The sequence below is a fragment of the Hydrocoleum sp. CS-953 genome, assembly GCF_002260545.1.
Lineage (GTDB): Bacteria > Cyanobacteriota > Cyanobacteriia > Cyanobacteriales > Microcoleaceae > Trichodesmium.
Genome location: NZ_LGSU01001031.1, coordinates 1 through 6,167 on the forward strand (window position 1 = coordinate 1; position 6,167 = coordinate 6,167).

General features: G+C 34.6%; 5 protein-coding genes. 2 read left to right on the plus strand and 3 right to left on the minus strand.

The features are described 5' to 3' along the window. Nucleotides 1-789: 789 nt before the first annotated feature. Together AFK68_RS14970 and AFK68_RS14975 are read right to left on the minus strand one after the other, a co-directional pair. The gene (locus tag AFK68_RS14970) at nucleotides 790-1,419 is read right to left on the minus strand and encodes a Vat family streptogramin A O-acetyltransferase (RefSeq protein WP_094673368.1); all 630 of its coding nucleotides are present in this window, start codon (nucleotides 1,417-1,419) and stop codon (nucleotides 790-792) included. Nucleotides 1,420-1,655: 236 nt separating this feature from the next. After that, a complete protein-coding gene (locus AFK68_RS14975) occupies nucleotides 1,656-2,039 on the minus strand; it encodes a PH domain-containing protein (protein ID WP_094673369.1) in 384 nt (127 codons plus the stop codon). Between the two features lie 792 nt (nucleotides 2,040-2,831). Here AFK68_RS14975 and AFK68_RS14980 point away from each other — a divergent pair. Beyond that, entirely contained in the window at nucleotides 2,832-3,443 is a 612-nt protein-coding gene (locus tag AFK68_RS14980) for a hypothetical protein (protein WP_094673492.1), read from the plus strand. A 136-nt stretch (nucleotides 3,444-3,579) separates the two neighbouring features. Beyond that, the gene (locus tag AFK68_RS14985) at nucleotides 3,580-4,485 is read left to right on the plus strand and encodes a phosphodiester glycosidase family protein (protein WP_094673493.1); all 906 of its coding nucleotides are present in this window, start codon (nucleotides 3,580-3,582) and stop codon (nucleotides 4,483-4,485) included. A gap of 266 nt (nucleotides 4,486-4,751) precedes the next feature. Here AFK68_RS14985 and AFK68_RS14990 read toward each other — a convergent pair whose 3' ends face one another. Continuing rightward, complete coding sequence (locus AFK68_RS14990) at nucleotides 4,752-5,771, minus strand: tetratricopeptide repeat protein (RefSeq protein WP_094673494.1); 1,020 nt, start codon at nucleotides 5,769-5,771, stop codon at nucleotides 4,752-4,754. Nucleotides 5,772-6,167 lie beyond the last annotated feature (396 nt).

Consider the following 6,167-nt stretch of genomic DNA (forward strand, 5'->3'; position numbering starts at 1 on the left):
GGTTTGGTCTCCAAACCCTCCATAAACTAGGAGTTTTCGCTCTTTTCTGATGGTAGAATTATATCACTTCCGTTGCCCAGCGGACATGATATTAGAAGTAATTAATGACGAAAGTTGCATACATAAATAGTGCAGCGAAATTATATATGTTCAGGACTTATACCAATTCCCATGCATTAACGCTATACTTGGATAAAACTTCAATTATTAAGTAATTAAACTAAGATAATTACTTTTTTGTTAGAAAAGAGCAATTTTAGCATTAATTATTCTTGTTTGTAGGGACGCCCTTATGCAACGTCCCTACCTCCCCTACTCCCCTACTTCAATCAAATATAGAAAAGTTTTTGAGAAATGGTATTACGCAGAGGTACTACATATAGAGTTAAAAAACTATAACGTTATAGTTTTGAACGCTATAGAGATGGTTTTTGCGTAAGTCCTATATGTTGTTTGAGAGTTAACTGTAGGGGTTTGGTCTCCAAACTCCCACAACTCTACAGCGGAAGTCAGAAGTCAGAAGTAATATTATGTCCGGTTGAATAGCTATAAATAAGAAGGGAGGAGTCAGGAGTCAGGAGTCAGGAGTCAGGAGGGAAGAGAGGAAAAAGAAAGTATAAAAAGGAGAACGTTTTTTTATCACTAATTATCCGGACATAATATAATATCATCTTCAGATAACCAGTGATAAAAAAGTTTTTGCTTGACAGACTTTAATGATAACTATTCAACCCGACATGATATAATTGATGTTTTTCTGAGAGGAGTAACAATTGTTTCAATTCAAACTCAAACAGCATTGCGTAAAGCATTAATATCTGAACCACAAATTGCCTCTAAATTCTCAGTAATTTTCTCAATTTCCCAATCCCACCATTTAATTTCCAACAACTCTTTAATAATAGCTTCTTCAAATCTTTTCCTAATTTCTTTAGCAGGATTTCCACCCACAATACTGTATGGTTCAACATTCTTTGTTACTACAGATTTTGTCGCAATAATCGCTCCATTTCCTACTTGAATACCAGGCATAATTGTCGCTCCATAACCAATCCAAACATCATTACCAATAATAGTATTACCTTTGTATGGCCAAGAGTTAGGCATGGCTTTTTCCCAACCATTTTCAAACACAGGAAATGGATAATTTGTAAACCAGTCAGTCCGATGATTTCCACCATTCATAATAAATTTTACATCAGAAGCAATAGAGCAGAATTTACCAATAATTAATTTATCTCCTATAAAGTCAAAATGATAGAGAACATTCCGCTCAAAATTCTCTGGATTCTCAAAATCATCATAGTAGGTATAGTCTCCCACAATAATGTTAGGATTATTAATAATATTTTTTAAATAAACTAATCGAGTTTGATTAGGTATTGGATATTTCAGATTAGGGTCAGGACCGTTATTCATAATGTTGAAAATAAGGAAGAAGGAAGAAGGAGGAAGGAAGAAGGAAGGAAAAGATTGATTGAGAGAGCAATTTCAAATCAAAAATTTGGATAATAAAAATAAAGAGCAGTTGATATTAAATCTAGTAGAATCGGTGTTATTCAGTATTTAAAGATAAGAATAGGGGCGAATAGCCATTCGCCCCTACCCATTGCATAACTCTTGACTCAACCAAATTATTTAACTAAAGTAATAATTTACTTCAACACATACTTACTCAGTACCGCATATACTTCATTAATATTCACTGAACGATTAAATTCATGGCTAATTGGTTCTGACTCACTACCCACCCAAATTTTTAATTCTGCATCTAAGTCAAAATGCCCTGCACTTTCTTTGGAAAATTTAGTAATTTTTGAATAAGGAATAGAAAGAAACTCAATTTTATGCCCACTTACTCCTTGTTTATCTACCAAAATTAAACGCTTATTAGTAAACACAAACATATCCCGAATAATCTGGTAAGCTTTTTCAATTTGTTCTCCATCTACTAAAATTTCATTGAATAACTTATCTAGTTTTTTAGAATCAACATTAAGTTCGGAAGCATTGCCGAGCAAACCACTAATTAAACGCATATTTTACTCCTTTTAATATTATCAATATTTAATAAGCTTGACTATCAAATCATTGAGCCGAACATTATTTTTATCCTCTATTCTATTTTAACAAACCTAGTGGCGCTACGCGGAAGTTAAAAGCCTGAAAGGTTGCGAGGCGACAGCCGTGGGAATCTCAAAAGTCAAAAGTATTGGTTAGTAAGGCTTTTAGGATTTTGTAACTGGTTAGTTATTTACGCTATCCTGCACTAGGCATCATATTAAGTTTGTGCCAGATTTTAACTTACCCACACCCATAAAGCTAGACGTGTTATATCAATTCCCAAAAGTAATTCTATATTTAATTAAAACTTCAGTTATTAGGTAATTACTTTAGTAGGATAACTTTTTTGATGATTTTAGGTAAGTTAACGTTAATTATTCTTGATTTTTACTTTTCCAGTAGGGACGTTGCATGCAACGTCCTTACACTAACCTACTCAATCAAATGTAGAAAAGTTTTTGAGAAATGGTATTACTATTTTAGCTGCAATAATTTTGAAAAAAGATTTTTTGATACCAATTCACTTTAAAGATGTCACAAATAGTTTCAAACTTTAAATGTGAAATAATTTCCTGAAATTAATGTATAGTCAAAGTTTTGAGCTGTTCAAATCTTGATTTAGACTTTTGACTTTGAGATTGCCACGGCTGTCGCCTCGCAACCTTTCAGGCTTTTAACTTCCGTGAAACGGTATGAATACCCTTACTTAAGCCAAAAATATGTCAGAATAAAGACATTTTATGTAACTCTGACTATAGTATTTCCTTATGTCAAAGGTCTACAGCACTAACGAGCTAATAAATATCTTAGCTGAAGAACGCCAAGCTTGTATACAAGGCCATCGTCTTAATTTGGCTGCAACCCCCCGTACTGGCAACCCAGTGGTTGACCAATTTCTCAAACCGGAGGCATTTCAAAAGTTTACTGCTTATCAAGATTTTAAAGCTGCTATCCATCGCTACCAAAGGGAATATTTGGTCTCTGGTATTGTGTGGCGACAAGTGACAGTTAATGAGAAAACTATTAGTTTTCCTGTGGTGCATGAACAGTTAATTGCCTTGTCGGATGATTTAGAAATTTTGCAGGGAGCAAAAGCTTCTGTGTTAGATTTTTGGAACCAAGTGACTATAGGGATGGATTTATATTTAAGTGTAAGTCATGGTCGAGAATTTCGCCCAATAGAAATAATTGAGATAGAGGCGATCGCCCAACGTACAGAATGGGCAAATATGTTGAAGTGGGAAAAATCAAATTTTCTGGAGATGCTGCTGCAGTTGGGATGGGGAAAACCAGAGTCAGCAGCTTATCGCAGAGGTTGGCCTAATTCTGGTAGTGAGTATATTCATGCTGTTAAACCTGGAAAACAACCTATTTGTTGAAATAGGGAATAGGGAGTAGGGAGTAGGGAGTAGGCAAAAAATATAATATTTATTCCGTTATTTGTACCACATTAACCTGGAATTTGCTGTATGTATTAATTATTCATTATTAATTAAAATATTAGGATTTTATCTAATGTCTCGAACTAGAATTTTCACATGGCGATCGCTCTTAACTATCAGCATTGTCTTTTTCTTAGTTTTAATACTGACAATTTTTACTATATTATCTTTTATTCGTCCCCCTCTAACTAACACAAATTTATTATTATTTCCTGGAGTTTTATATGAACGGATTGCTTTTTCTCAACCCCGTCCGATTATGATTCATGTTGTTACTATTGACCTTTCTACAACAGGAATGAAAGTATTAGTAACGCCCAGAATTTCTACTTCTCCAGACATGAAAATTTCCGCCCGGACTACTTCCGAATTTGTCAATGAATTTGATTTACAGCTAGCAATAAATGCCAATTTTTTCTACCCATTTTACGAAAAGACACCTTGGGATTTTTACCCTAAAAGTGGGGATTTAGTAAATGTAGTTGGGCGGGCAATATCTAATGGTGATGACTACTCTATAGTTGATAGAAATTGGCCGACTTTATGTTTTAATGTCAAGAACTATGCTCAAATATCAGATAATTCTATTTGTCCAACTCAAACTACTCAAGCTATTGCTGGTAATTTAATTTTAATTGCTAATGGTCAGGCAATTGCTGTGCCTGGAAATTCACCTTTTAATCAGAGAGCTTATCCACGGACAGCAGTAGGAATTAATCAAAAAGGCGATAAATTATGGTTAGTTTTAGTTGATGGTAAACAGCCTTTTTATAGTGATGGTGTTACTATGGCAGAACTACAGGAATTTATGATTAATTTAGGTATAGATAAAGCATTAAATTTAGATGGTGGAGGTTCAACAACTTTAGTGGTAAGACCTGATTCTCAAGGGAAATTATTAAATTCACCAGTTCATACTCTTATACCTATGCGTCAACGTTCAATTGCTAATCATTTAGGATTTTCTATTGTACCTTGAGCAAATTCATTGTCTAGGGAGTAGGTATAATTTCAACAATTAATTATTAATAAGTAAGCATTCAGCAGTCAGCATTAAGCGGTCAGCTATTTATTTTAGTTTCAGAAAAAAGCTTTAAAGGAATTGTTTTTCTTCTTTTGGTCGATTGAATATGGCTACGGGCGAAACGCGTTTCGCCCCTAAGACTCCTGACTCCGAGCGCGATACGATAACTAATTACCCGGATTCTATATAAATTGGATGGCGGGCAAGATGCCCGTACCACATTATTCTTGAAATCTTTTTAGCATATCTACTGCCATTTTTTGACGTTCTGAATCTCCATCTAATCCAAAAAGAAAAGCAGCTTGCTGAAAATTTTCCGTTGCTTTACTTTGATTTCCCATTAAGTAATAAACTACCCCTCTATTAAAGTAAGACTTAGGATTATTAGCATCAATTTTGATAGATTTATTTAAGTCTTGTAATGCGTTTTGCTTTTCTCCTAATTGTAGATATTCATCGCCTCGATAATAATAAGCTTGAGAATTTTTAGGATTCATTTCGATAGCTTTATTAAAGTCGGCGATCGCTGCTCTTTTCATTCCCACTTGAGAATAAGCAACTCCCCTACTTAAGTAAGTTTCACTCTGACCAGGATTGAGATTTATAGCTTTATTTAAGTCTTTAATTGCACCCCAATAATTTTCTTTTTCTATCTTTTTTTTAGCCTGGTTATTAATTTCAATTGCCTGTTTTGCCAAATTAAATCTTTTAGTTATTATTTGATAATTTTCCCGATAAAGTTTTAACTTTTCTCTAGCTTCTAAATATGAACCGCTCTCTTGAGGAATCTTTTCTAATAAATTAATTGCATATTGCCATTTTGCTTGTGCTTGATACCAAGTATTAACAGGATGGGGTGGATTTTGTACTAATAAAGCTGCTGCCATTGCGGACTCTTTTGCTAACTTTAAATATATAAATCCATATTCTTCTAAATATAGCTTTCTCTCTATTGCCGTCAGTTGATAATTTAGTTTAACTATTTCTCTGGATACAGGTTGTAAGGGTACGCCAGGTAATTGAATAGTTTGTTCTAAAATGGCTATTGCCTCAGGCAATTGATTTCTTGCTAGCCTAAGTTTATTAATATTGAAATCTTGGTTAATATTTTCTAAACTGGCTATTTTTCCTTGAGCTATAGTTATGGATTTTTTTTGTACATTATTTAACCAAACAATTGAACCGCCGTAACCTAAAGCCAGGATAATTAGAATAAATGTAATGGGGTTTCTCTTACCCATGCTTGCTCCTCTCAATTTGATCAATATTTTTTATCGCTTATGGCTGTAGATAGTTTACCTGAATACAAAAAAATTTATTGAATAACCTGATAAGTCAGTATACACTTTAACTACCCCGGCGAGAAGTCCCGCGCTCTCCCGTAGGGGAGCGTCGGGAGTATGTCAAGTCGCCAGATGTAATTAAATGTCACTATGTCCGAAGCCATTGGATTGAGGGTAAAGCAAGCAATATCATGGGTTTGAGCTGTATAGAACCCCTGAAGGGGTTCTATTTAAAATTAGAGATTGAGAGTAGGGGAGTAGGGGAGTGGAGGTAGGGACGTTGCATAAGGGCGTCCGTACGGGAGTGTGGAGAGATGGGGAGATGGGGAGATGGGGAGATGGGGTGTATTAGAT